At 57.8% G+C, this 22746-nt stretch carries 17 protein-coding genes; 3 read left to right on the top strand and 14 right to left on the bottom strand.

Going from position 1 to position 22746, the window contains the following annotated elements:
- Nucleotides 1-11 precede the first annotated feature (11 nt).
- Genes murC through ftsW form a run of 3 tightly spaced genes read right to left on the bottom strand, consistent with a single transcriptional unit; the run spans nucleotide 12 to nucleotide 3666 of the window.
- Complete coding sequence (gene murC / locus AC2FJV_RS05870) at nucleotides 12-1409, bottom strand: UDP-N-acetylmuramate--L-alanine ligase (RefSeq protein ID WP_282021454.1); 1398 nt, start codon at nucleotides 1407-1409, stop codon at nucleotides 12-14.
- Nucleotides 1406-2503, bottom strand: coding sequence for a UDP-N-acetylglucosamine--N-acetylmuramyl-(pentapeptide) pyrophosphoryl-undecaprenol N-acetylglucosamine transferase (locus AC2FJV_RS05865; protein WP_496693954.1), 1098 nt, complete (start codon nucleotides 2501-2503; stop codon nucleotides 1406-1408). The genes murC and AC2FJV_RS05865 overlap by 4 nt, the downstream gene beginning before the upstream one ends.
- On the bottom strand, nucleotides 2503-3666 hold the full coding sequence (ftsW, locus tag AC2FJV_RS05860; RefSeq protein ID WP_142635039.1) for a putative lipid II flippase FtsW: 1164 nt from the start codon (nucleotides 3664-3666) through the stop codon (nucleotides 2503-2505). The genes AC2FJV_RS05865 and ftsW overlap by 1 nt, the downstream gene beginning before the upstream one ends.
- 482 nt (nucleotides 3667-4148) lie before the next feature.
- Here ftsW and AC2FJV_RS05855 point away from each other — a divergent pair, with 482 nt between their 5' ends.
- Nucleotides 4149-5330 carry a BaiN/RdsA family NAD(P)/FAD-dependent oxidoreductase gene (locus tag AC2FJV_RS05855; protein ID WP_142635040.1) on the top strand — a complete coding sequence of 394 codons (1182 nt, stop codon included), beginning with the start codon at nucleotides 4149-4151 and terminating at the stop codon, nucleotides 5328-5330.
- A gap of 22 nt (nucleotides 5331-5352) precedes the next feature.
- Here AC2FJV_RS05855 and AC2FJV_RS05850 read toward each other — a convergent pair whose 3' ends face one another.
- From AC2FJV_RS05850 to mraZ, 10 genes are all read right to left on the bottom strand, one after another.
- On the bottom strand, nucleotides 5353-5727 hold the full coding sequence (locus AC2FJV_RS05850; protein WP_246097157.1) for a glycine zipper family protein: 375 nt from the start codon (nucleotides 5725-5727) through the stop codon (nucleotides 5353-5355).
- 111 nt (nucleotides 5728-5838) lie between these two features.
- Nucleotides 5839-7233: a UDP-N-acetylmuramoyl-L-alanine--D-glutamate ligase gene (gene murD / locus AC2FJV_RS05845; RefSeq protein ID WP_496713006.1), complete on the bottom strand. Its 1395-nt coding sequence runs from the start codon at nucleotides 7231-7233 to the stop codon at nucleotides 5839-5841.
- A 72-nt stretch (nucleotides 7234-7305) separates the two neighbouring features.
- Nucleotides 7306-8532, bottom strand: coding sequence for a tetratricopeptide repeat protein (locus tag AC2FJV_RS05840; protein WP_496713004.1), 1227 nt, complete (start codon nucleotides 8530-8532; stop codon nucleotides 7306-7308).
- A gap of 449 nt (nucleotides 8533-8981) precedes the next feature.
- Nucleotides 8982-10064 (bottom strand): phospho-N-acetylmuramoyl-pentapeptide-transferase, encoded by a 1083-nt coding sequence (mraY, locus tag AC2FJV_RS05835; RefSeq protein WP_496689709.1) that lies wholly within the window; start codon nucleotides 10062-10064, stop codon nucleotides 8982-8984.
- A 24-nt stretch (nucleotides 10065-10088) separates the two neighbouring features.
- A complete protein-coding gene (locus AC2FJV_RS05830) occupies nucleotides 10089-11483 on the bottom strand; it encodes a UDP-N-acetylmuramoyl-tripeptide--D-alanyl-D-alanine ligase (RefSeq protein ID WP_496713003.1) in 1395 nt (464 codons plus the stop codon).
- Entirely contained in the window at nucleotides 11480-12961 is a 1482-nt protein-coding gene (locus AC2FJV_RS05825; protein ID WP_496713001.1) for a UDP-N-acetylmuramoyl-L-alanyl-D-glutamate--2,6-diaminopimelate ligase, read from the bottom strand. The genes AC2FJV_RS05830 and AC2FJV_RS05825 overlap by 4 nt, the downstream gene beginning before the upstream one ends.
- A gap of 21 nt (nucleotides 12962-12982) precedes the next feature.
- Nucleotides 12983-14770 (bottom strand): peptidoglycan D,D-transpeptidase FtsI family protein, encoded by a 1788-nt coding sequence (locus AC2FJV_RS05820; RefSeq protein WP_142635051.1) that lies wholly within the window; start codon nucleotides 14768-14770, stop codon nucleotides 12983-12985.
- Entirely contained in the window at nucleotides 14767-15135 is a 369-nt protein-coding gene (gene ftsL, locus AC2FJV_RS05815; RefSeq protein WP_142635053.1) for a cell division protein FtsL, read from the bottom strand. Before ftsL ends, AC2FJV_RS05820 begins: the two co-directional genes overlap by 4 nt.
- Nucleotides 15132-16124 (bottom strand): 16S rRNA (cytosine(1402)-N(4))-methyltransferase RsmH, encoded by a 993-nt coding sequence (gene rsmH, locus AC2FJV_RS05810; RefSeq protein WP_271950310.1) that lies wholly within the window; start codon nucleotides 16122-16124, stop codon nucleotides 15132-15134. Before rsmH ends, ftsL begins: the two co-directional genes overlap by 4 nt.
- 4 nt (nucleotides 16125-16128) lie before the next feature.
- Nucleotides 16129-16596: a division/cell wall cluster transcriptional repressor MraZ gene (gene mraZ / locus AC2FJV_RS05805; protein ID WP_271950297.1), complete on the bottom strand. Its 468-nt coding sequence runs from the start codon at nucleotides 16594-16596 to the stop codon at nucleotides 16129-16131.
- Between the two features lie 918 nt (nucleotides 16597-17514).
- Here mraZ and AC2FJV_RS05800 point away from each other — a divergent pair.
- Nucleotides 17515-17739 (top strand): DUF1127 domain-containing protein, encoded by a 225-nt coding sequence (locus AC2FJV_RS05800; RefSeq protein WP_142635057.1) that lies wholly within the window; start codon nucleotides 17515-17517, stop codon nucleotides 17737-17739.
- A 394-nt stretch (nucleotides 17740-18133) separates the two neighbouring features.
- Here the strand turns inward: AC2FJV_RS05800 and AC2FJV_RS05795 are convergent, their stop codons facing one another.
- Complete coding sequence (locus AC2FJV_RS05795) at nucleotides 18134-20539, bottom strand: ATP-dependent helicase (protein WP_496712999.1); 2406 nt, start codon at nucleotides 20537-20539, stop codon at nucleotides 18134-18136.
- A gap of 181 nt (nucleotides 20540-20720) precedes the next feature.
- Here AC2FJV_RS05795 and AC2FJV_RS05790 point away from each other — a divergent pair, with 181 nt between their 5' ends.
- The gene (locus tag AC2FJV_RS05790) at nucleotides 20721-22508 is read left to right on the top strand and encodes a sensor domain-containing diguanylate cyclase (protein ID WP_496713168.1); all 1788 of its coding nucleotides are present in this window, start codon (nucleotides 20721-20723) and stop codon (nucleotides 22506-22508) included.
- The last annotated feature ends 238 nt before the right edge of the window (nucleotides 22509-22746 follow it).

Here is a 22746-nt window from a genome sequence, read left to right as displayed (position 1 = left end):
CACATCGCCTGTTATTTCTGCAAGCGCGAAGGCAGGCCATTGGCCCAGGCGCTGATCGTACCGGCACCAAGGCAGACAACCATGTCTCCGGGGCGGGCCTGTTCACGAACCAGGCGTTCAAGATCGGATTCGTCCATCAAAGCGCGGGCATGTCGATGCCCATGCCGGATCAGCCCCTGAACCAGGTCATCGCGGGACGCCCCTTCGATCGGGTCCTCTCCGGCAGCGAAAATATCGGCGATGGCAACAACGTCGGCGTCATTGAAACAGGTACAGAAATCATCGAACAGATTAGACAAACGCGAATACCTGTGGGGTTGATGGACCGCTATCACTCGGCCTTCGGTGGCCTGGCGTGCGGCTTTCAGAACCGCTGCGATTTCAACCGGGTGGTGACCGTAATCGTCGATGATCGTGACGCCATCGACCTCACCCACTTTGGTAAAGCGACGATTGACGCCACCGAAATTAGCCAACGCTTCGCGGATTTCGGCGGCTTTCATGCCCAGGTGGCGGGCAACAGCGACGGCCGACAATGCGTTCGAGACGTTGTGGTCGCCTGGCATCGGCAGGGTGCAGCCCTCGATCCTCTTGTCTTCGTATTGCAGGTGAATGTCGAAATGTGCGACGCCGCCCTTATAGGTCAGGTTCTCGGCCCGCACATCCGCCTGTGCGTTGAAACCATAGGTCCGCACGCGCCGGTCTGTGATGCGACCCACCAGTGTTTGCACTTCGGCGTGGTCGGTGCAGCAGACGGCAAGCCCGTAAAACGGCAGGTTCGAGACAAATTCGTAGAACCCGTCGCGCAGCTGGTCGAAATCGCCCCAATGCTCCATATGCTCGGGGTCGATATTGGTGACAATGGCGATGGTCGCAGGCAGACGGTTGAACGAGCCGTCGGATTCGTCCGCCTCGACCACCATCCATTCGCCCTGCCCCATCCGCGCATTCGAGCCATAAGCGTGAATGATACCGCCATTGATCACGGTCGGGTCAAATTCCCCTGCCACCATCAGTTCCGCCATCATCGTGGTGGTGGTGGTCTTGCCGTGGGTTCCAGCAATGGCAATGTTGGATTTCAAGCGCATCAACTCGGCCAGCATATCGGCCCGACGCACCACTGGCAGGCCGCGCGCACGGGCACCGTCCAGCTCCGGGTTGCCCGGTTTGATCGCGGTCGACACCACAACCACGGCGGCGTTCTCAAGGTTTTCAGCACTTTGACCGACAAAGATCTCGGCCCCCAGACCCGCCAAACGGTCGGTGATCTTCGACGCCTTCAGGTCCGAGCCTTGAACCCGATAGCCCAGATTTAAAAGCACCTCGGCAATGCCCGACATCCCGATCCCGCCGATACCCACGAAATGGATCGGCCCGACATCCTGCGGCAGTTTGGTTGCTGGGGTCATGCGGTCTCCTTCTGCGCCAACTGTTCGACCTGGGCGACCAAACGTTCGGTCGCGTCCGGTGCGCCGGTCGATAAGGCGGCATGGGCCATCTTTTGCGCGGCTTCGGGGTTTGTCAGAACTGCGGTGATTTGCTGTGTCAGCGAAGGAACGTCAAGCAGGTTCTCTGGGATCATGATTGCCCCTCCGGCCTGAACCAGCCCGCGTGCATTGGCGGTCTGATGATCGCCCGCTGCGGCGGCATACGGGATCAGGATCGAGGGCCGTCCGATGACGGAAATATCCGCAACACTTGACGCACCTGAGCGTGATATCACCAGCTGCGCATCGGACATACGACGGGGCACATCCTGAAAGAACGGTTTCACTTCGGCACGGATACCGTGGTCGTCATAAAACGCGGAAACACGGGCGCCGTCTTCGTCACGGGCCTGATGTGCGACACGAATATGGCGGCGCATCTCATCAGGCAGCGCGGCAATCGCTTCGGGCACAATCTGACTAAGGATGCGCGCACCTTGCGAGCCACCCATCACCAGGATCGACATCGGGTAATCGCCCGGTGGGATATAGCCCGCCGCAGCCCGGTCCAGCACGGCGGCCCGAACCGGGTTGCCGGTATGTATGCCCTTTGCACCGTCCGGCAGATCAGTCGGCCAGACACCACAAGCCACCTGCGCCACGCGGGTCGCAAACAGCTGATTCACGCGGCCCAAAACGCCGTTCTGTTCATGGATCATGCGCGGGATCTTCAACATCGTCGCAGCACCCAGCGCTGGGATCGAGGGGTAACCGCCAAAGCCGACCACTACGTCCGGTCGGTCGCGCAGCATCTGAAACGCCATACCGGCGACACCACCTGCGATCTTGGGACCGACCATCAGTTTGGCGGCCAGTCCGCCACGAGCGAAGGTTGCCGAGGACGCCTCGACAATTTCAGTCGAATGCGGAAAGCCACCCGTATATCGTGCGCCGCGCGTATCGGTGGACAAGCGCACACGCCAGCCCCTGTGCAGCATCGCCTCGGCTAGCGCCTGAGCCGGGAACATGTGGCCCCCGGTCCCGCCAGCCGCAATCAGAAGGTAGGGTTTGCCCATCAGCCTCGTCCGCGTAGAATATCACCAAGTTCGCCCTGTGGGCGGGTGCGGGTAAACGCCAGAAGCATGCCGATTGCAATACCACCTGCAATCAGCGAGGACCCACCATAGCTAACGAACGGCAAAGTCATGCCTTTGGCAGGCAAAAGGCGCACGGCGACGCCCATATTGATCATCGCCTGAACCCCGAACATGCAGGCCAGACCGGTGCCCGCCAGGCGGATGAACATGTCGCGCTCGCGCATCAGCCGCAGCAATGACCGCACGACGATCAGGGAATACAGCGCGATGATGATCAGCACCAGGATCAGGCCATATTCCTCGGCCGCGACAGCGATGATGAAATCCGTATGGGCATCGGGCAGCGACCATTTCACCTGCCCTTCACCCACGCCGACACCGAAAAGCCCGCCCTCGCGGATCGCATTGGTGGCATAGCCCAGCTGGGTGGTCGGATCGACCTCTTGGTTCAGAAATCCGTCAATACGTCGGGCGAAATGTTCCGAGTTGGAATAGGCGAACATACCGCCTAGCACGACAAACCCCGCCATACCAACCAGCAACAACATCGGCGCACCGGCAACGAAATACATCACGCCCCAGCCAAACAGGATCAGGCAGGCCTGACCAAAATCGGGCTGCATAACCAACATGGCGACAATCGCCATGCACAGCGCAAAAGACCATAGCCGACCGGGCGGGCCGTTGATCTGTTGTGACGCGGCCAGCAACCAGGCCGCCACAACGATAAACCCGGGTTTCAGAAATTCAGACGGCTGCAGCGAGGCAAAGCCAAGCGAATACCAACGCACCGCACCTTTGCCAAAATCTGTGCCAAAGACGGGAAGGAAGACCAGCGCGACAAAAGCAGCAAGAAACCCCAACACCGCCAGACGTCGAACCAGTGTGGGCGACATCATCGAAGTCAGCAGCATCGCAACAAGCGCCAATCCGCCGAACAACGCCTGGCGTTCGACATAATGGAACGGATCGAACCCGTTGCGACCAGCCAGCGGCGGCGATGAGGCCAACCCCAGCAACAGCCCGATGACAAACAGGATCAGTACGCAGGACATCGTCCAACGATCAATCGTCCGCCACCACTTCGGTAGAATCGGTTCTCCGCGCTGGTCTTGGACCGCGCCATACACCATCTCAGTCATGAGATACCGCCACTATCTGCCTCGACAACGCCCCGTTTTCGGGGTCTACGTGCGAGTCTACAGGGGTTTTAGCGTTTGGGCTAGTGGAATGACGCCGCAACAGGGGGAAATTGGCGCCTTCAAGCCAGTGATCCGCTTCAGGGCTTCCCGTCCCGGGCGTTCGGATCGCCTAGGGAACAAGATCGTTGTGCTTTATCCCCCTGGATTCGACCAATTCAGCCTTTTTCCCAGTTGAACTGTGACTTGGGAAATGCGCGTGATCACTGAACCGCCCTCCTGTGCAGAGCGTCATATTGAGCTTCTTTGTCGGGCGTATTCTGGCACATGGTATTCCGGCCAATATCACAAATGTTCCAACTGCCAATTTCATTCCATTTTCCCAAACCAATCAGAGGACGGAGCCACAGTCACGGACGGACGTTTGCAGCGCGTTTTCACGTCTCCCCCTTGCCATCCCAGCCATTCCACGCCATCCCCCGCGCATGACTTATGATACGATCATCCTGGGCGCCGGTGCTGCTGGCTTGATGTGTGCCGCCCATTGCGTTGGGCGCGTTCTGGTGATCGATCACGCGAAGGCGCCGGGTGAGAAAATCCGCATATCGGGCGGCGGGCGGTGCAATTTCACCAATATGTATGCAGGGTCAGGCAACTTCCTGTCTCAGAACCCGCATTTCTGTAAGTCCGCATTGGCGCGCTACACGCAGTGGGATTTCATTGAAATGGTCGGGCGTCATGACATCGCTTGGCACGAGAAAACACTGGGACAGCTGTTCTGCGACGGTTCCTCGAAACAGATCATCCAAATGTTGCTGGATGAAATAGAGCGCGCCGGGGCTGAGCTGTGGGTAAGGACCGAGATGAAGGACCTGCGCAAAACCGACACTGGTTTCGCGCTGACGGTTGAGCGCGAGGGGCAGCGTCATGCCCTGACCTGCACCAATCTGGTACTGGCCACAGGCGGCAAGTCGATCCCTAAAATGGGGGCGACGGGTCTGGCTTATGACATCGCGCACCAGTTTGGATTGCGGATGACCGAGACACGCGCGGCTCTGGTGCCGTTCACCTTTTCCGATGGCAGGTTCAAGGACCTGTCCGGTGTCTCGCTGCCGACGCGGCTGTCGAACGACCGGACCAGCTTTGACGAGGCTTTGCTTTTCACCCATCGCGGCCTCAGCGGACCAGCTGCGCTGCAACTATCCTCATACTGGCGCGAGGGTGAGGCGATCCGGGTCAACCTCATCCAGGATATGCCACTGTTCGACCTGCTGCGAGATCAGCGCCAAAACAGCGGACGCAAAGCCCTGACTACTGAACTTTCCCGGCAGTTACCCGCGCGATTGGTCGATTTCCTGAGCCAACACATTCCCATGCAGGGCAATCTGGCCGACCAATCGGACACTGCCCTTTCGGACCTGGTCGAGGCCCTGTCGAACTGGCATCTGACCCCTTCCGGGACCGAAGGCTATCGCACCGCCGAGGTCACGCTGGGCGGCATCGACACCGATGATCTGTCGTCAAAAACGATGGAGGCCAGGGATGTCCCCGGCCTCTATGCGATAGGTGAAGCGGTGGATGTCACCGGTTGGCTGGGTGGGTACAATTTCCAATGGGCATGGTCCTCAGGCCATGCCGCTGGAACTGCAATCGCCAGTCGTGGTTAGCCGACACGGTATTTGCGCGGCACTAGCCGACGACGTTGTACCCACGGCCACGCATGCAGTTACGCACCAACACTTCTTTGTTCTGGTTCTTGTTGATCACATCCGCACCGGCGCCAACCAACGCACCTGCAACTGCAGCACGGCCCAGATTATCGCTGCTGTCCTGTACGATCCCGGTCACTGCGGCTGCGCCAACGGCGCCGATGGCTGCATTCCCGGCCGTGGTGCCATCAACAGATGCCTGCGATGCCGCAAGCTGTTGGCACTGCTGCAGATCAACGTTGTAATTCGGGCCAACCGGACCATCGATGATCGGTTGGTAGTTTGCGCCAGTGTTGGTGCAGGCACCCGCAATCAGAATGGCAGGCAGGATCAGGGAAAACTTACGATATGGCATAGTCATAACCTCGTGTTGAATTTGACGGGTAGCAAAACCAAAAAATATGGCGCGTCAAGCTGATAGCATCTCAGCTTGGCCCAACCGGCGATCTATTGCAAATGGCGTGTCCTAAAGCCGTTTGCGAACCTGTTCGGCAAAATCCTCACCGCGTTGTTCGAAATTGTCATATTGATCAAAGCTGGCTGCGGCAGGGGCCAGCAGAATCGTCTCGCCCGACTGCGCGTCGTTCATTGCCTGTTCAACGGCTTCTGCCATTGTGGTGCAAACCACGGTATCTGCCTGTAACTGCATTGCAAATCCGGCAGCTTCGCGCCCGATCACATAAGCCTTGAGCACATGTTCACTGGCTGAGTTGAGTGCAGACAACCCGCCCTCTTTCTCAAGCCCGCCACAGATCCAGCGGACCTTCTTGAACGCGTTCAACGCCTTTACAGCGCTGTCGACATTGGTCGCCTTTGAATCGTTCACATAGGTGACCCCATCCGCTTCGGCAATGATCTGACTGCGATGCGGCAGGCCCGGATAGCTGTGCAACGCATCCTGAATGATCCGTGGGGCCAACCCCAACGCGCGGCACGTGGCGTAGGCGGCACAGGCATTCTGGTGATTATGTGCACCGGGCAGACCTTTGATCTCGCGCAGGTCAATCGACCCCGCCTGTCGCCCCTTGCGATATTCCGACAGGAACCCTTTGCGCGCAAATACCTGCCATCCGGGTCCGGTCAACTTGCGGGCAACCGAAATACGGATCACCCGGTCATCCGTTGGCGCTTCGGCCAGCTGACCAGCCAGAAAGGCGCCTTCGTCCTCATCCACGCCGATCACGGCACGGTCAGGGCCACCTTCGGCAAACAGACGGCGCTTGGCGGCGAAATAGCCCCCCGTGCCGCCGTGACGATCCAGATGATCCGGTGACAGATTGGTGAAAACGGCCACATCAGGTGTCAGCGACCGCGCAAGCTCTGTCTGATAGCTCGACAACTCCAACACCACGACCGAGCCATTGCCCCCTGGATCAATGTCCAAAACGCCTCGGCCGATATTCCCCGCCAGCTGTGCCTCACGGCCGGCTTCGATAAGGATATGATGGATAAGGGCGGCGGTGGTTGATTTCCCGTTCGACCCGGTCACCGCAACCACGCGGGGCGGAGTATCCAGATTGTCCCATTCCGGCCCGGCAAACGAGCGGAAAAACAAACCGATATCGTTATCCACGGGCACCCCGGCCTCAAGCGCGGCAGCCACCACAGGGTTCGGCGATGGGTAGAGATGCGGTATCCCGGGCGAGACAATCAGACAGGCAACCTCATCAAACGCCCCGTGGCGTCCCAGATCCTGACAGCTGAACCCTTCAGCTTCGGCCGCAGCGCGCGCAGCCGGATTGTCATCCCAGCAGACGGGTTCAGCCTTACCGGCCCGCAAGGCGCGCGCCGTGGTCAGGCCGGACCGACCCAGCCCCAGAACCGCAACTTTCTGTCCTGAAAACCCTTTGACCGGGATCATTCGTGCACTCCATCCTTGCAGTTTGCCGCGCAGACTACCCTGTACAGGCCGCGAGGTGGAATGCAAGCGCGGTTAGCTGGACTTATTTGCGCGCAAGACATCCAAGTTTTTCCGGACCGTTACCGTGTTTGGATGCTCGAACCCTAGAGCCTTCTCAAGAATGCCCAGCGCCTCGCGACAAAGCGGCTCGGCTTCACCGTAACGCCTCGTTGCTACCAACAACCCTGCGAGGTTGTTGAGATCGGTTGCATAGCTGGGATGCTCGTCTCCAAGCGCGTTGCGGTCAATTTCCAGCGCCTCACGATAAAGTGGCTCGGCCTCATCGTAGCGACCCGTTGCCTCCAGCAACCCCGCTAGGTTGTTGAGATCGATTGCATAGTCGGGGTGCTCGGAGCCCAGGGCAATGCGGTCAATCTCCAGTGCCTTGCGATAAAGCGGCTCGGCCTCATCATAGCGTGCCATTTCCTTCAGCAACTCCGCAAGGTTGTTGAGTCTGATCGCATAGTTCGGATGCTCGACACCGATCGTTTTGCGACCAATATCAAGCGCCTCGCGATAAAGCGGTTCAGCCTCATCGTAACGACCCGTTGCAGTCAGCAAACCGGCGAGATTATTGAGGTCAATTGCATAGTCGGGGTGCTCTACCCCGTGCGCCTTACGGTCAATCTCCAGCGCCTCGCGAAAAAGCGGCTCGGCTTTATCGTAACGCCCCATTGTCCTCAGCAACAGGGCGAGGTTGTTAAGACGGGTGGCATAAATTGGATGTTCGACACCAAGCACGTCGCGGTCGATCTGCAGCGCCTCGCGATAGAGCGGCTCGGCCTGATCATAGCGGCCCAACGCATTTAAATTGATTGCGTGTTGATTAAGTGCCTCAGCGAGAGGTCCCGCAGCCTCATTCGAGCGCGCAAACTCCAAAAGTTCGCCACTGAAACGCAAAGCCGATTCGTAATTCCCTGAGCGCTGGGCAAGATCACTGGCTTTTTGCAAGTTCTCAAAACGAGCGTCCAATTTTGCTGCACGGGCGTAGTGCTCTGCGGCATCAGCCCAGCGGACTTCGGCCTCAGCAATCTCTCCTCGACCGAAGGCTGCGCGCGCGGCTTCCTCGATCTCCAGTTTGCGACGCTCCTCAATTTCGGCAAACAAATCATCCGCGATGGAGTAGTCGCCTTTTTCCAAAGCCTCCCGCGCCTCTGCCAGACGATCCCCGCCGATTTCATTGCCGGATCGTTCCAACAACGCTTCTAACTCGGCAATACGTTTTCGCGCTGTTGCAAGCGACGCGTCTGGATTGGCCATCTGATTTTTAAGCTCAGCGATCTGCGCAGTTAACTGCGCTTTCTCATCATCATGGGCAGTTGCAAGTTTCTGCTCTAAGTGATGCTCTCGTTTTCTAGAATCGCCAAATGCTGATCCAGAGTCAGCACGTTGACGTCCGGAAGCGGGGTTGGTTTAGGGTCGTCGTGCAGGGGTTTTGATTTTGGCGATATCCATTGAATACAAAACCAGATCGCACCCAGTACCATCCCGATTAACGTCAAGAAAACTGCGACCGCAGCCGAAATTGCCGTCACCCTGTTTTGGTGATCCTCATCCCCAAACCAAGCCCAAATGGAAAACCCAAAATCTGCAAGCCAATCCAACGCCGCACCAATCCACAATCTATTGCGCCACCATACCGGCATGTGGCGCGTTTGGAAGGTGGGTTTCGCCTGAGTTCGGGCGAAACTTGCAAGGAAAAGGCATTGTTAGCGCACTTTCAGCGTGGCCAGACCGATCATCGCCAGGATCAGAGAGATGATCCAGAACCGGATCACGATGGTGGGTTCGGCCCAGCCTTTTTTCTCATAGTGATGATGGATCGGCGCCATCAGGAACACGCGGCGTCCTGTGCGTTTGAAGTACAGCACCTGGATGATCACGCTCAGCGCTTCGACCACGAACAGACCTCCGACGACAGCCAACACCAATTCGTGTTTGGTGGCCACCGCAATCGCTCCCAAAGCGCCGCCCAAGGCAAGCGATCCAGTATCGCCCATGAACACGGCCGCAGGCGGCGCGTTGTACCATAGAAACCCAAGGCCAGCGCCGAACAGGGCCGAGGTGAAAATAAAGATCTCGCCGGTTCCGGGCACGTAATGCACATCCAGATACTCGGTAAAGTCGACCCGGCCCACTGCATAGGCGATAATCCCCAGGGTCGATGCGGCGATCATTGCGGGCATGATCGCCAGCCCGTCCAGCCCGTCGGTCAGGTTCACCGCATTTGCTGACCCAACGATCACGACAATCGCGAAGGGAATGTAGAATATTCCCAGATTGAGCAGCGTGTCTTTGAATACCGGCACAGCAAGCTGATTCTGCAGCGCCTCGGGGTGGTGCATCGTGGCCCAGACCGAGGCCAAAACCGCGATAATCACCCCAAGTCCCAGCCGCATTTTTCCCGAAACGCCTTTGGTGTTCTGTTTGGAGACTTTGGCATAGTCATCTGCAAACCCGATGGCGGCATAGGCCAGCGTCACGAATAAGACCATCCAGACATAGGGGTTGTCCCAGCGTGCCCAGACCAGTGTGGATGTGACAAGCGCGCCCACGATCAGCAAGCCGCCCATGGTCGGCGTACCCGCTTTGGAAAAGTGCCCCTCGGGGCCATCATCGCGGATCGGTTGGCCTTTGCCCTGCTTGCGGCGCAGCACATTGATCAGCGGTTTACCGAAGATAAAGCCGAAAATCAGCGCCGTCATAAAGGCACCGCCCGCCCGGAATGTGATGTACCGGAAGAGGTTGAAAAAGTCCCCTCCGTCCGACAGGCCGGTCAACCAATAGAGCATATCAATACCTTTCCCGTGCGCCGATCATGGCTCAAGCGCGTCCCCTTGCCCCATTTTCCGCAAACCGTCAACAATACGCGCCAACGCCATGCTGAGTGATCCTTTGGCAAGAACAGTGTCGCCTGCGCAGATCAGCTCTGGCAGCCGTTCAGCCATCTCAACGCTGGTCTCAAACCAAAGTCCGCGCTTTTCCGCTGGCAACGCATCGTAAAGCGCTTTCATAAGCGGGCCAATGCAGTGAACCTGATCCATCTGCGTCATAGCCGCGACATTCGCCATCGCTGCATGCATGGGGATCTCTTGCGCGCCCAGCTCTTTCATATCACCCAGAAACGCGATCCGGCGCATGCCCTGTGAGGCGGCCAAAACTTCCAAGGCAGCCTCCATCGAAGTTGGATTGGCGTTATAGCTGTCGTCCAGCAATTCGATCTGACCACCACCGGCCAGCGAAATCTGCTCGCGAACGCCGCGACCTTTTACCGGCGACCAGTTGCGCAGGCCGGTGATGGCGTCGTTCAGGTCAACACCAAGTTCAACGCAGGCGGCCAATGCCCCAAGCGCATTCATGGCGAAATGAGTGCCTGCTGATTGCACATCAAAAGAGATGTCTTTTCCGTCGACGCCGGCCGTTGCATGGACCGAGTCAGGTTTTTGCACAACTCCGGTCAGCACGTAATCTGACGCAGCGCGCCCAAAATCGACGATCCCTGCTCCGGCCTCATCTGCGTATTGGCGCAGGATGTCGGCGTGTTCGATATCCGCATTCACGATGGCCGCACCGCCCGGGACCAACCCTTCGAATATCGCGGCTTTCTCTTTCGCTATACCTGCAACCGACTCGAATGCTTCCAGATGGACTGCCGCAACTGTGGTGACCATTCCCACGTGTGGACGGGCCTGACGCGCCAGCGGAGCAATCTCTCCGGGATGATTCATCCCGATCTCGATCACAGCGAATTCGGTATCGCGCGGCATCCGCGCCAGCGTCAGCGGCACACCCCAATGGTTGTTGTAGCTGGCAACGCTGGCATGAGTTTTCCCCTGCGTTTCCAGAATATTGGCTAGCATTTCCTTGGTCGATGTCTTGCCGACGCTGCCGGTTACACCGACCACGCGCGCCTCTGTCCGGGCACGAGCCGCCTGTCCCAGCGCCTCAAGCCCGGTCTGCACGTCCTCGACGATCAGTAACGGCGCGTCCGGGGAAACGCCTTCGGGTATCTGCGAGACCAGCGCGGCGCCTGCGCCCTTCTCAAGCGCTTGCGTCACAAAGTCGTGACCATCGCGCGCCGCCTTCAGCGCAACAAATAGATCTCCGGGCTGCAATGTGCGGGTGTCGATGGATACGCCATTGACCTGCCAATCGGCGGTGGCACGCCCGCCAGTGGCCGCAACAGCCTCGGCCGCAGTCCAGAGCGTCATGCTACCCTCCCGTCGAGGGCGGCCACGCTGATGCTGGCCTGTTCTACGTCGTCGAAAGGTAAAACCTGATCGCCCACGATCTGGCCTGTCTCGTGTCCTTTACCGGCGATCAGCAGCGCATCACCCGGTTGCAGGGCATCTATGCCGCGCAGGATGGCTTCGGCACGATCACCCACTTCGGTTGCCTCGGGCGCGCCCAGCATCACCGCAGTACGAATGGTAGCTGGGTCTTCGGTGCGGGGATTGTCGTCGGTAACAAATACCACATCAGCGTTATTGGCCGCAGCCTTGCCCATCAGCGGTCGCTTGGTCGCATCACGATCTCCGCCGGCACCGATGACGGCAATCAGCCGGCCCATAACATGAGGGCGCAAAGCCTTGAGTGCCGTGGCCACAGCATCTGGCGTATGGGCGTAATCGACAAACACAGCAGCTCCGTTTTCACGCGTCGCAGCCAGTTGCATCCGTCCCCGGACCGTCGTCAGATGCGGCAGGGTCTCGAAAACACGCGTGGGATCTTCGCCACCAGCGATCACCAGCCCACATGCCAGCAGGATGTTTTCAGCCTGGAACCCACCGATCAGGTTCAATCGGGTCTGATATACCTTACCCTGCCACGAAAACCGCAGATCCTGCCCGGTTGCATCAAAGCGCTGATTGAGCAGACACAGATCTGCATCACCCAATCCAACGGTCAGCACATTTTGCCCACGGGTTTCAGCGATACGACGAACCTGCCCACCCTTTGGATCGCTCATGTTGACCACAACCGTGCCGTCCTGAGGCAACACGCGGTCGAAAAGTCCTGCTTTGGCGGCAAAATACGCCTCAAAAGTCTCGTGATAATCCAGATGATCCTGGGTGAAATTCGAGAAACCCGCTGCCGCCAACTGTACCCCGTCGAGGCGGCGCTGCTCGAGACCATGCGAGGATGCTTCCATCGCGGCATGTGTCACACCGTTCTCAGCCGCGTCGGCCAAACACCGATGCAGGGTGATCGGTTCGGGCGTTGTATGCGCCAAAGGGGCAGTCCATGCGCCCTCGACCCCGGTTGTGCCCAGGTTGACGGCCGCATGACCCAGTTCCATCCAGATTTGGCGGACAAAGGTCGCGACAGAGGTTTTACCATTGGTCCCCGTCACAGCCACGATGGTCTGAGGCTGCTTTCCGAACCACAGTGCTGCGCATCCTGCCAGCGCCTGCCTTGGGTCTTCAACCACCACCAGCGCGGCATCCGACCCCGCAAGCACGCCCGCTGCGACCTCGGCCCCTTCGGCATCGGTGAGGATTGCGGCGGCCCCCATGCGCAGAGCATATTGAATGAACTCTGCGCCATGGACCCGCGTTCCCGGAAGTGCCGCAAACAGATAACCGTCTTTGACCTCGCGGCTATCAACGGCCAACCCGGTAATCTCAGGGTTTGCACCCGCACGTGCGGTCAGGGCCAGTTGGCTGAGTTTCTTAGTCCTAGTGCCCATGACCCACCTTTCGCCGGACGCCTAATTCGAGGTCAGCGTTATAGCAGCGCGTGCCTCAGGCTCAAGCCGGGGGCGCAATCCCAACAAGGGCGCGACACGCCCGATCAGCTCCGCAGCCACAGGTACGGCTGTCCACCCTGCTGTACGGCGTTTTTCGCCATAGGCCACGATGGAAGGTTCATCCAGAGTGACGATAAGTACGTACTTCGGATCATAGGCCGGGAAGATCGTCGCAAAAGTGGCGATGACTTTGTCATCATAGTACCCACCGCGCGGCTTCGGTTTGTCTGCCGTACCGGTTTTACCTGCCACGTCATAGCCGGCGACATCGCCAAAGCTCGCTGTGCCGTCGGTGACAACCTTGCGCAGCATCTTCTGCGCCTGCGTCGCAGCGCCCAGAGACATCACGCGCGGGCCATATTGTGACCCGCTCCTGCGCAGAATCGTTGGGCTGACATAATACCCGCCATTGGCAATCGCCGCATATCCCGCCGCCAGATGCATCGGGCTGGTCGACAAGCCATGGCCATAAGAAATGGTCACTGTGCTCAGCTCACCCCATTTCTTGGGCTTGAGCGGCTCGCCACCTTTTGCTTCGACAATCTCGAACGGGGTCGGTTCGAACATGCCCAGCGAACGCAGGAATTCCTGTTGCCGCTGCGCGCCAATTTGCAGCGCCAGACGCCCAGTACCCCGGTTCGAGCTGTGGACGATCACATCCGCCACGCTGATCTTTCCGTAATTCTTGCCGTTGAACTCACCAATCGGAAAACGACCGATTTTCATCGGACCCGAGGTGTCGATGATCGTTTCAGAATTCACCAGACCAAGCTGAATTGCCTGCGCGGCGGTGAATATCTTGAACACCGATCCCAACTCGTACACGCCCTGCACATAGCGGTTGAACAAGGGGCTGTCCGAAGGGTCAAACCCCGACGTCGGGGGGCGCGGGCGATCATTAGGATCAAAGGATGGCAGCGACGCCGCCGAGATGACCTCGCCCGTATGCGCATCCATCAAAACGGCTGAGGCGCCTTTGGCGTTCATGATCTTCATGCCACCAAAAAGCACCTGTTCGACAGCGGCCTGTACGGTCAGATCCAGCGAGAGTTGCAGCGGCTTGTTTCCGTTGGCAGGGTCCCGCAGATAATCGTCGAACTGCTTTTCAATCCCGGCCACGCCGATCACCTCGGCAGCGCTCACGCCTTCACGTCCAAAACCTGACCCGCCAAGGATATGTGCCGCCAGCTTGCCATTCGGGTAAAGGCGCATTTCGCGGGGGCCAAACAGAATACCTGGATCACCGATGTCATGCACGGCTTGCTTCTGCTCGGGCGAGATGCGCTTTTTGATCCACAGGAACTTGCGATTGCCGGTGAAATCCTTGATCAGACGGTCTTTTTCCAAATCCGGGAAGATTGCCACCAGTTGATCCGCGGCGGCAATCGGATCGATCATCAACGGCGGCTGGGCATAGACGGAATAGGTGTCCAGGTTGGTGGCCAGAATGCGCCCTTCGCGGTCAACAATATTGGCGCGCTGCATCGCGATTGTGGCACCGGGGGCGTTGGCCAAGGGTTCTTGCGCCTCGGATGTCGCAAGCATCCCCATCCGAACACCAACCACCGAGAAGGCGCAAAAGAAGAAAAGTCCCAGCACCAGCAAACGGCCCTCGGCCCGAGCACGGGCCCTGTCCTTCATATCTTCATGGCGCTTCTGGATGTTTTCGCGCTCGATAACCTTGGGATTTTCACCGCGTGCACGCGCATCCAGGACACGGGCCAGAGGGCGGAGGGGCGTGCGCGTCATGGGAACTGAACCTCTCCCAACGCCTTAATGTTGGTTATCGCCTGCAATTCGATGGGATCGACAATCGGAAGATCTGGATCCTCGGCATAGGCAACCTGATCCGCGCGCCCAAACTGCTCTGCTCGCAAGGGCAGCAGGCCGAGACGTTCAAAATTCAGATCCGCCAGCTCTCGAAGACGATCAGGACGGTTCAAATAAGCCCATTCCGCATTCAGAACGGCCAGTCGGACCTGCGCCACGCCGATCTCTCGTTGCAGTGTTTGCGTTTCTTTCACAACTTGCTGGGTGCGGTAGTTCTCTTGATACGCCCAAAGGGCCACCCCGAACACGGCCAAGGCAGTCAACACATACAATACACTCTTCATTTTGCCCTTCCCCCTAATTGCGGCATCCCAATGGCGCGGGCTTCAATTTCCCCCGCCGGAGCCTCAGTGCGCACAGCAACACGCAGCTTGGCTGAGCGCGAACGCGGGTTTTCTTGTAATTCCTGCTCGTCCGGCCCCACTGCCTTACGGGTTTTGAGCGTAAATTGCGGCTGGTCCTGCGCAATTTCGGGCGCATAGCGATTTGCCCGGCCTGTTTTGCCCGCCCGCGACTGAAAGAACCGCTTGACCATGCGGTCTTCGATCGAATGAAACGTCACAACAGCCAGCTGCCCGCCAGGTTTCAGCGCGCGCTCAGCGGCCATCAGGCCCTGGAACAATTCTTCATATTCTGCATTCACCGCGATGCGCAGCCCCTGAAAGCTGCGTGTCGCGGGATGCGATTGACCGGGTTTGGGCCTGGGCAGACAGGATTCGATAAGCCCCACCAACCGCAAAGTGGTTGTGATCGGCTCTTCCGCCCGCGCCTTGACTATAGACCTGGCAATTCGCCTGCTGGCGCGTTCTTCACCATAGTGAAACAGGATGTCGGCGAGTTGCGCTTCGCTTGCGGTGTTGACCAGATCAGCCGCGCTTTCGCCGTCCTGGCTCATGCGCATGTCCAGCGGGCCGTCCTTCATAAAGGAAAAGCCACGCTCGGCCAAATCCAGCTGCATGGAGGAAACCCCAAGGTCCAGCACCACCCCGTCTAAGTCCTGCGCGTATTCGTCCAGACGCGAAAAGACGCCGGGCTGCATCACCAGCCGATCGCCATAGCCCTTGGCCCAGTCCGCAGCCATTTCAAAGGCCAGCGGATCACGATCAACGCCGACGACCTTGTCCGCGCCTGCCTCGAGCAGGCCACGGGTATATCCCCCGGCACCAAAGGTTCCGTCCAACCAAACACCCGACACCGGAGAGACCGCAGCCAGCAAAGGGCGCAATAATACCGGAATATGTGGTTTGTCAGAAGAGGGTTGCGCACCGGCCATGCCGTCACGCGTCCCCGACGCCATCTAGGAACACCAGAGGGTCAAAATCTTCGGGCTGATCATCCAGCCATTCTTCGGCCGCCGCTAATTCATCAGACTCATAGGTTTCAGGCTTCCAGATCTGGAACGTGTCGCCGGCAGCAATAAAGAAGGCTTCGCCCTCTAGGTCAATCTTGCTGCGCAGCTTGGCAGGCAGGACCAGACGCCCGGTCTCGTCCACATTGGTCGGAAAGGATTGCCCGTGGAACATACGCTGCAGGGTTTTCCGCTGCATCGAACCGCGCGGAAGCGCATCGATCTTGGCGTCAACCTCGTCAATCGCCTGCATAGTATAGCATTCAAGGAATTTGCGCCTGTGGTCGCCATAAACAATTACAAGTTCGGGATTGTCACCGGGCTTCCAGTTGGGATCAGAAGCTTCAAGCACACGGCGAAACGAGGCCGGGATTGATACCCTGCCCTTCGTGTCCACCTTATGGTGGCTTTCACCTCTAAACCTGCGCGCCAAGACGACTGTCCCTTTCGCTTGCGCCCCACTTGAAATTCTCACTCCCCCCAGAATTAAAACGGCGGGTTGATCTGCTGCCACTGATCAACCCGCCGCATTGACCCGCTTTGCGGGATGTCCAGCTGCGCGCGCCACCTGGGGGGATGTCTGCTCGCCCGCGCGCCGGATCTCTTGATTGATGAAAGCGAGAAGCCTGTATGAAACCTGATTTTATTGGTTCGGGGTCGTTTAGCGCCCCATGTGCCTCGTCCTCATCGGATAACTAAGGGATGGCATGGGAATTCATGGAAATCAATAGAAAATTTCTCACACTCATGCCCCAGCTCACAATGTAATCGATAAGAAAATGAATGGAAACTCAATTTATACACCAGAATTAGGATACAACTACCTTATAGTAACCATATATAGATAAATCAGAGAAATTCTGAGCGTCCCATGAATTCCCAACATTTTTTTACTTTCGTCGATTCCCCGTAGATAGAGCCAGCAAATCCTCCATTCCAAACTACGAATCAACAAAGGTGGCTCGGCTCCCATGCACCCCCAAGTCACTAAAAACCACCTGAACCCACGATTTCCCATATACGCACGAGCACAGCCGTTCGGCTTCTTCGATAACCGTACCGAAGCAATCGGACCTTACGTCACGATCCTATGGTTTTCAGTGGAACCGCATTAGAAGCGACACCCTTGGCGCAACTCAAACCCATATTTTTAAGGCATATTCGATTGCCAACATTCAACTCTTTGATATCCATGCATTTGCTGCATAGCAGCATTGACGACGTCAACTATTGTGCAATCGCAGCATTTGCTTATTTTCATCCTCAAGCAAACGCCGAAACACTTCGGCACCAACATACGAAACGGGTTACGCAGATGGGTGTAGCAACACAACAAACCGCTCTGAGAAGCGCTCCGGCATTCGGCCTGGCTTCGATGATCGAAACCGCAAAGACCCGGTTTGCACGCTATCGAGCCTACCGCCAGACGGTTAACGAACTGTCCGAGCTGTCCGATCGCGAGTTGGCCGACCTGGGCCTGCACCGCTCAATGATCCGTCGGCTGGCAATGCAGGCCGCAGAAGAACAATTCGCGCGTTAAGCGCACAGCAATACAGAGATCAGACCCTACTCCTCCCTTGGGTCTGCAATCTGCGGCAACGTCTCTCCTCCTCCCTGACGTTGCCGCCTTTTATACCGGCCCTGAACGCCGGAAGCAGATACATCGGGGCTCTCCTCCTCCCTGCCCTGATGTTGAAAGTACGCGGCGACGTCTCTCCTCCTCCCTGACGTCGCCGCGTCTTCCTCATACCGGGATCAAACCCGGGTTCGGATACATCGGGGCTCTCCTCCTCCCTGCCCTGGTGTTGAAAAGAACGGCGGTTTCCTTCCTCCTCCCTGGGAACCGCCGTTTTTCGTTTCTCCCAAAGAAAAAGGCGCCCACCCAGGCGCCTTTCAAAACATTGAGCATGCGCCGTCAGGCGCATTCCTTTTGGTTAAAACGGAACGTCGTCCTTCGGAAAAAGATACTGGGCAACAACCTTCTTGGTGCCCGCCTTGTCGAACGCGACCTCAACCTTGTCGCCCTCGATGCCCTCCACAGCGCCATAGCCGAATTTCTTGTGAAACACCCGTTCGCCCAGCGTGAAACTTGCCACTGCGGTTGCGTCGATCACCGTGTTGCGGGTTTCGCGCGGTTGCGACATGCCATATTGTCCCTGCCGCGCCTGCAGCCGTTTCCAGCCGGGTGAGTTATAGACATTTGCCTCAGCCGCACGGGTTTCGATCCCGGCCGAGGGCTGCCCCCCGCCATAGAGTCCCGGAGGCGTCAGAACCTCGACATGCTCCTCGGGCAGTTCGTCAATAAACCGTGATGGCATCGAATTCTGCCATTGCCCGAACACCCGGCGGTTGGCGGCAAAGGAAATCGTACAGACCTCTTCGGCACGGGTGATGCCCACATAGGCCAGGCGCCGTTCCTCTTCGAGCCCCTTGATTCCGGTCTCGTCCATCGACCGCTGCGACGGGAACAAGCCATCCTCCCAACCCGGCAGAAACACGGCGGGAAACTCCAGCCCCTTGGCCGCATGCAGTGTCATGATCGAGACCTTTGCCCCATCCGTTTCCTTTTCATTGTCCATGACCAGGCTGACATGTTCCAAGAACCCTTGCAGGTTCTCGAAATTGTCCAGCTGGTTGACCAGTTCCTTGAGGTTTTCCAGCCGCCCCGGCGCCTCGGGCGTTTTCTCATTCTGCCAATGGGCGGTATAGCCGGATTCATCCAGCACGATCTGCGCCAGTTCGATATGCGTGTGCTCGGGCGCGCCATAGCGGATCGGAGACACCCCGTCATCAATGACGGTGTCATCATCCACTTCGATACGTGGTCCGCGTGTCATCGCATTCCACCGAGCCAGCCCGTCGGTCAACTCGCGCAGCGCCTTGCCACCCTTGCCCTTGATCAGCCCCTGTTCGACCACGATCCGCGCCCCTTCGACCAGGGACACCCCGTTTTCACGCGCCACCACCTGAATGGTCTGCTGCGCCTTGTCACCAAGGCCGCGCTTGGGCGTGTTAACGATCCTCTCAAACGCCAGATCATCCTCGGGGCTGACCACCAGCCGGAAATAGGCCATGGCATCGCGAATCTCCATCCGCTCATAAAACCGCGGCCCGCCAATCACCTTGTAGGGCATCCCAATGGTCAGAAACCTATCCTCGAACGCGCGCATCTGGTGCGACGCGCGCACGAGGATAGCCATTTCGTCCAAGTTCATCGGGCGCACGCCACGCGTCCCGCCCTGCATCGCGTCGATCTCTTCTCCGATCCAACGCGCCTCTTCCTCACCATCCCAATGTCCAATCAGGCGAACCTTTTCACCCTCTTCTCTGTCGGTCCAAAGCTCTTTGCCCAACCGGCTTTCATTGCCCCGAATAACGTTCGAAGCCGCCGCCAGAATATGCGGGGTCGAGCGATAGTTCTGCTCCAACCGCACCACGAAGGCGCCGGGAAAGTCCTTCTCGAACCGAAGGATGTTGCCCACCTCGGCCCCGCGCCAGCCATAGATCGACTGATCGTCATCGCCAACACAGCAGATATTCTTATGCCCCCCGGCCAGCAGACGCAGCCAGAGATACTGCGCGACGTTGGCATCCTGATATTCGTCCACCAGGATGTAGCGGAACCAGCGCTGGTATTGTTCCAAGACGTCTGGGTGAGTCTGGAAAATCGTGACCATGTGCAACAGCAGATCGCCGAAATCCACCGCATTCAGCTCACGCAGGCGGGTCTGGTATTGGGCATAAAGCTCAATGCCTTTGTTATTATAAGCTCCGGCATCCGCAGCAGGCACTCTATCTGGCGTCAGCGCGCGGTTTTTCCAGTCGTCGATGATCCCCGCCAGCATCCGCACGGGCCAGCGTTTGTCATCAATATTGTTGACTTTAAGTAGTTGCTTTAACAGGCGAAGATGATCGTCTGTGTCCAGAATGGTGAAATTCGACTTCAAGCCTGCTAGTTCGGCGTGGCGGCGCAATAATTTCGCGCTGAGCGAATGGAAGGTACCCATCCATTTAATCGGGTGATCCAAAGCGAACGGCGTTTTTCTCAGCCGATCAGCCATCTCGCGCGCCGCTTTGTTTGTAAAGGTCACCGCGAGTATTTGCTGCGGTAAAGCGTGGTCATATTTGATGAGCTGCGCCACCCGCGCCATCAAGGTTTTTGTTTTTCCAGTTCCGGCACCGGCAAGAATTAGGACAGGTCCAGCGACCTGCTCAGCAGCTTGCCGTTGTGCGGGATTCAATTCTTTTAGATGAAGGTCGTCCGGCGGAGTCCTTCTCGCCATCGCCCGCGCCGACAGCGATGCGCCCTCGAAGGCGTCCATTTCGTCAAAACTGCTCATACGCTTAAACTACGCCGGATGGGCGCAAAGGGAAAGGCTTTGTTCACGGCTTGTTCACAAGCTTTTAAGATTTTCCTAGCGTTCAATTCTAACCAAATGAAGCGGTGTTCGACTGATGCCATTAACTCTCTGTAAAGCCTTAGGTCAGATGCTTGGCCCAAAGGTTTGGGAGCACATGGATATGGCATTGGCTGAGCGGGGGACGATCAATCATCGACTCAAATGGACCGGGATCACCCTATTACTGATCAGCCTCGCCATTGGAGCGGGCTGGGGTGTCTATAGGCTCCCTGCGCCCTTGGTGGAACGGATGCTGCGGACAGATATCCTCAAACAGTCAGAATTGTGGAAACGCAGGGTTGTTTTGCACCTTGAAGACCCCGAAACAACGCTGCGAACCGGCCATATAGATGGGCATGACGCAGAGTTTCTGACCTCGATGCCCGAAGCATCGGATGTCTACCGGTTCAGGTTGTTCGACACGAGTGGACGCGTGGTCTGGTCCACTCGTCAAGGTGAGGTCGGCCTGCGCGAAGACAGCGCGTTCTTTCGCGCCGATGTTGCCCGGGGAATGGTGTACTATTTACAAGAGGTTGTGCCCCTATCCGAGATTGACGGCTTGGACTTGCACACAGGCAACATTCAGAACTCCAGTGCGCATCACATAGTCAAAGTCTTTATGCCGGTTACCAAAAACGGTCGCTTCATCGGTGCGATAGAGTTTTTTACCGATATCTCGGGTTTGCGGGCGACCTTCATAACCCGGCTGAGAATTTCGCTGATCGTTCTAAGCGGTGTGGCCCTGTTGGCGCTGGCGATGGTGTCATTGGTGACCTACAGGACCAACCGGGCGCAACTGCGCTCTTTGCACAAACAATCCGAGAAAGAGCGTGATCTGATGGCAGACCAGCTCCGCCTGGCGCGTGAGGTGCGGCTGCTAGGGGAGCTGAACGAATGGCTGCAATCCAGCCGTTCGCTGGATGAACTGTTCGATATGGTTTCGCGCTTTATGACCCATATCCTGCCCGAAGCAGAGGGCAGCGTTTACGTCTACTCGAACTCGCGCGATGTGCTTGATGGCTGTGCCAGTTGGAACGGCGGCACCCATAAGGCACATATCCACCCCGAGGGGTGCTGGGGTCTGCGCCGGGGGCGTACCTATGAATTCGGCGCCTCCGAGATTGATTTCATCTGCGAACATGCGGAACCGCATGACGGGCGCCAATATTTCTGTTTTCCGATTCTGGCTCATGGCGAGACGGTTGGATTGTTGCATCTTCGGGCACATGAAAACTGCGAAGAAGAGTTTCACGTCAGCAGGAAACTGGCGCAGCTCTGTGCTGAACAGATCAGCATGGCCATTGCAAATGTGAGGATGCGCGATCAGCTGCACGACCAGTCCGTGCGTGATCCTTTGACCGGACTGTTCAACCGTCGTCATATGACGGAAACCCTGCGCAAGTCTATTTCACGCAGTCAACAGACCGGTGTACCGCTGAGCCTGATCGCCGTTGATGTCGATCATTTCAAGAAGTTCAACGACACTCATGGCCATGATGCAGGCGACATGGTGCTGCGCGCAGTCGGAGCCGCCTTGGAACAGGGCTGTGACCGGGACGAGGTTGCCTGCCGTATTGGTGGTGAGGAATTCATGCTGATCTTGCCGGACAACACCCCGGATGACGCGGTGAGCCGTGCCGAGAAATTACGGCAGTCGGTCGAAGCGGTTTCGGTCCGATACGGTGACAAGTCGCTGCCGCGAATAACGATTTCGGTTGGTTTATCGCATTACCCGGCGCACGGCACCATGCCGCAAGATTTAATGCGCGCCGCCGATGACGCGCTGTATATGGCAAAAGACAAAGGGCGCAATCAGGTGCAAGTCGCCAAGGGAACGCCAACCGAAACCGGGTCCGCTGATAGCAACGGCCAAAAGGTTCGGACTTCAGGCCCAGTCGCGGCGGCGTGAAGCTCTAGCTAATACTTAGCAAAAACTTCACTTACCCGGCGCCTGATTGCGCGGGCAAGGTAGCCACTTCTATACTTGTTAGCTTTCTCCAAGATCTTGGCCACATCGCGATCTTGCCAACCGTCCTAGCCAGCCCTATCGCCTTTGAGCGGCACAATCCCTAGGTTCTGGACCTGTTAATTTGGTTGCCGTCATCCCGCCTGCGTGATTCATACCCGTGAGTTTCAGGGGTATAACA

The organism is Ruegeria sp. CDSA241, assembly GCF_059611265.1.
The sequence above is the reverse complement of the archived record's forward strand: the minus strand, read 5'-3'. Positions and strand labels throughout refer to the sequence as shown.

Coding starts and splice junctions, on each gene's coding strand:
- murC (WP_282021454.1), bottom strand. CDS start 1,409: ATGACCCCAGCAACCAAACTGCCGCAGGATGTCGGGCCGATCCATTTC.
- AC2FJV_RS05865 (WP_496693954.1), bottom strand. CDS start 2,503: ATGGGCAAACCCTACCTTCTGATTGCGGCTGGCGGGACCGGGGGCCAC.
- ftsW (WP_142635039.1), bottom strand. CDS start 3,666: ATGACTGAGATGGTGTATGGCGCGGTCCAAGACCAGCGCGGAGAACCG.
- AC2FJV_RS05855 (WP_142635040.1), top strand. CDS start 4,149: ATGACTTATGATACGATCATCCTGGGCGCCGGTGCTGCTGGCTTGATG.
- AC2FJV_RS05850 (WP_246097157.1), bottom strand. CDS start 5,727: ATGCCATATCGTAAGTTTTCCCTGATCCTGCCTGCCATTCTGATTGCG.
- murD (WP_496713006.1), bottom strand. CDS start 7,233: ATGATCCCGGTCAAAGGGTTTTCAGGACAGAAAGTTGCGGTTCTGGGG.
- AC2FJV_RS05840 (WP_496713004.1), bottom strand. CDS start 8,532: ATGGCCAATCCAGACGCGTCGCTTGCAACAGCGCGAAAACGTATTGCC.
- mraY (WP_496689709.1), bottom strand. CDS start 10,064: ATGCTCTATTGGTTGACCGGCCTGTCGGACGGAGGGGACTTTTTCAAC.
- AC2FJV_RS05830 (WP_496713003.1), bottom strand. CDS start 11,483: ATGACGCTCTGGACTGCGGCCGAGGCTGTTGCGGCCACTGGCGGGCGT.
- AC2FJV_RS05825 (WP_496713001.1), bottom strand. CDS start 12,961: ATGGGCACTAGGACTAAGAAACTCAGCCAACTGGCCCTGACCGCACGT.
- AC2FJV_RS05820 (WP_142635051.1), bottom strand. CDS start 14,770: ATGACGCGCACGCCCCTCCGCCCTCTGGCCCGTGTCCTGGATGCGCGT.
- ftsL (WP_142635053.1), bottom strand. CDS start 15,135: ATGAAGAGTGTATTGTATGTGTTGACTGCCTTGGCCGTGTTCGGGGTG.
- rsmH (WP_271950310.1), bottom strand. CDS start 16,124: ATGGCCGGTGCGCAACCCTCTTCTGACAAACCACATATTCCGGTATTA.
- AC2FJV_RS05800 (WP_142635057.1), top strand. CDS start 17,515: ATGGGTGTAGCAACACAACAAACCGCTCTGAGAAGCGCTCCGGCATTC.
- AC2FJV_RS05795 (WP_496712999.1), bottom strand. CDS start 20,539: ATGAGCAGTTTTGACGAAATGGACGCCTTCGAGGGCGCATCGCTGTCG.
- AC2FJV_RS05790 (WP_496713168.1), top strand. CDS start 20,721: ATGGCATTGGCTGAGCGGGGGACGATCAATCATCGACTCAAATGGACC.